Here is a 1,648-nt window from a genome sequence, read left to right on the forward strand (position 1 = left end):
TGGGAGTGATCGGGGGAAAAATCCCTGGACTTTTTCCCTGAAAATTAGGTAATTGACCCCCTCAAAATCGGTAAAACCCTACACCCCACACCCCACACCCTACACCCTGCCCCCAGGAAAAACTTTTTCAGCAAACCCTAAATAGGACTTTAAACTGGGACTATCTTCTCAAAGATCGGCAATTTGTAGGCGAAAATTTCTGATTTCCTTTTTCCATGCTGCTGGATTGTAATCTCGTGGCGATTGCCAGTAAGTTAACTTTAGTAAATGCTCTAAAAGTCGAGTTAAGAGACTCTTAAGCGCTCGTCGTTCACTTTTTCCCAAATCTGCCAACTCCTCTAATAAATTCGGCCAATCTACTGCTTGAAAATCCCCTTGACGCAATTGGTTGATAGTGGACTCTAACCAAAGTTGATAATCGCTATCGTAGAGATTTGAAATGGTAATATTCATCATTTTTTACTCCTTAATTTCACTGTTCAGAATCCTTGCTGATAGCTTCCCAATTAGGCAACCAATTTTCATCGAGAATCTCCTCTAGATTAGCTAACACTTCCAGAGGGAAAATACTGGCATCTAATTGGGTGATATCAATAATTATCTCCCGAGCATCGCTGTAACATTCCTCAAGTATCTCGGATAAATAGGGTTTGAGACTGGGACTATCTCTCAGTAATTTCTTGATTTGTTTCCGAAAGGTTCTAATTTCCCCTTTCCATGCTGCTTGATTATAATCTCGTTGGGATTGCCAGTAAGTTAACTTCAGTAAATGTTCTAGGAGTCGAGTTAATAAACTTTCTAATGCTCGTCGATTATTTTTTCCCAAATCTGCCAACTCCTCTAATAAATTCTGCCAATCTACCGCTTGAAAATCCCCGCAACGCAATTGGTTGATAGTGTTTTCTAACCAAAGTTGATAATCGCTATCGTAGAGATTTGGCCTGGTAATATTCATCATTTTTTACCCCTTAATTGCACTTTTCAGAATCATTACTGATAGCTTCCCAATCCGGCAGCCAATTTTGATCGAGAATCTCCTCTAGACTAGCTAACACTTCCACAGGGAAAATACTGACATCTAATTCGGTTTCATCAATAAGCAGATTGCGAGCATCGAGATAACATTCCGGCAAAATTTCCCTTAAATAGGACTTTAAACTGGGACTATCTTTGAGAATTTTTTTGATCTGAATACGAAAATTGCGAATTTCTTTTTTCCATCCAGCTTGATTATAATCCCGTTGGTATTGCCAGTAAGTTAACTTCAGTAAATGTTCTAAAAGTCGAGTTAATAAACTTTCTAATGCTCGTCGTTCACTTTTTCCCAAATCTGCCAACTCCTCTAATAAATTCTGCCAATCTACTGCTTGAAAATCCCCTTGACGCAATTGGTTGATAGTGGACTCTAACCAAAGTTGATAATCGCTATCGTAGAGATTTGAAATGGTAATATTCATCATTTTTAAAATGGGGAAAAATCAGGAGTTAAGCTGCAGGTGTCCAAACTATAGTGGGACTTAAACAAATTTCAAGCCCAAACAAAGCCTAAACTGGCTTTGTAAGCGGCAAACACATCCCGATTCTCGGTCAGCCACTCAAAGAAACGGAAAGACATCGCTGTCCGAAAAGCTGCCAAGGCTTCCACAAA

General features: G+C 39.3%; 2 protein-coding genes and 1 pseudogene. All 3 read right to left on the reverse strand.

From position 1 onward, the window contains the following. Nucleotides 1-171: 171 nt before the first annotated feature. A pseudogene (locus tag O9295_RS21515) lies at nucleotides 172-453 on the reverse strand (DUF29 domain-containing protein); the annotation flags it as partial. Nucleotides 454-472: 19 nt separating this feature from the next. After that, nucleotides 473-958, reverse strand: a complete 486-nt coding sequence (locus O9295_RS21520) for a DUF29 domain-containing protein (RefSeq protein WP_288035217.1) — start codon at nucleotides 956-958, stop codon at nucleotides 473-475. A gap of 10 nt (nucleotides 959-968) precedes the next feature. Beyond that, nucleotides 969-1,460, reverse strand: coding sequence for a DUF29 domain-containing protein (locus O9295_RS21525; RefSeq protein WP_288035219.1), 492 nt, complete (start codon nucleotides 1,458-1,460; stop codon nucleotides 969-971). Nucleotides 1,461-1,648: the final 188 nt, after the last annotated feature.

Source organism: Microcystis sp. LE18-22.4A (assembly GCF_027531105.1).
GTDB classification, from domain to species: Bacteria; Cyanobacteriota; Cyanobacteriia; order Cyanobacteriales; family Microcystaceae; genus Microcystis; species Microcystis aeruginosa.

Bases quoted from the DNA above. Each gene is read 5' to 3' on its own strand.
- O9295_RS21520 (WP_288035217.1), bottom strand. From the start codon at position 958: ATGATGAATATTACCAGGCCAAATCTCTACGATAGCGATTATCAACTT.
- O9295_RS21525 (WP_288035219.1), bottom strand. From the start codon at position 1,460: ATGATGAATATTACCATTTCAAATCTCTACGATAGCGATTATCAACTT.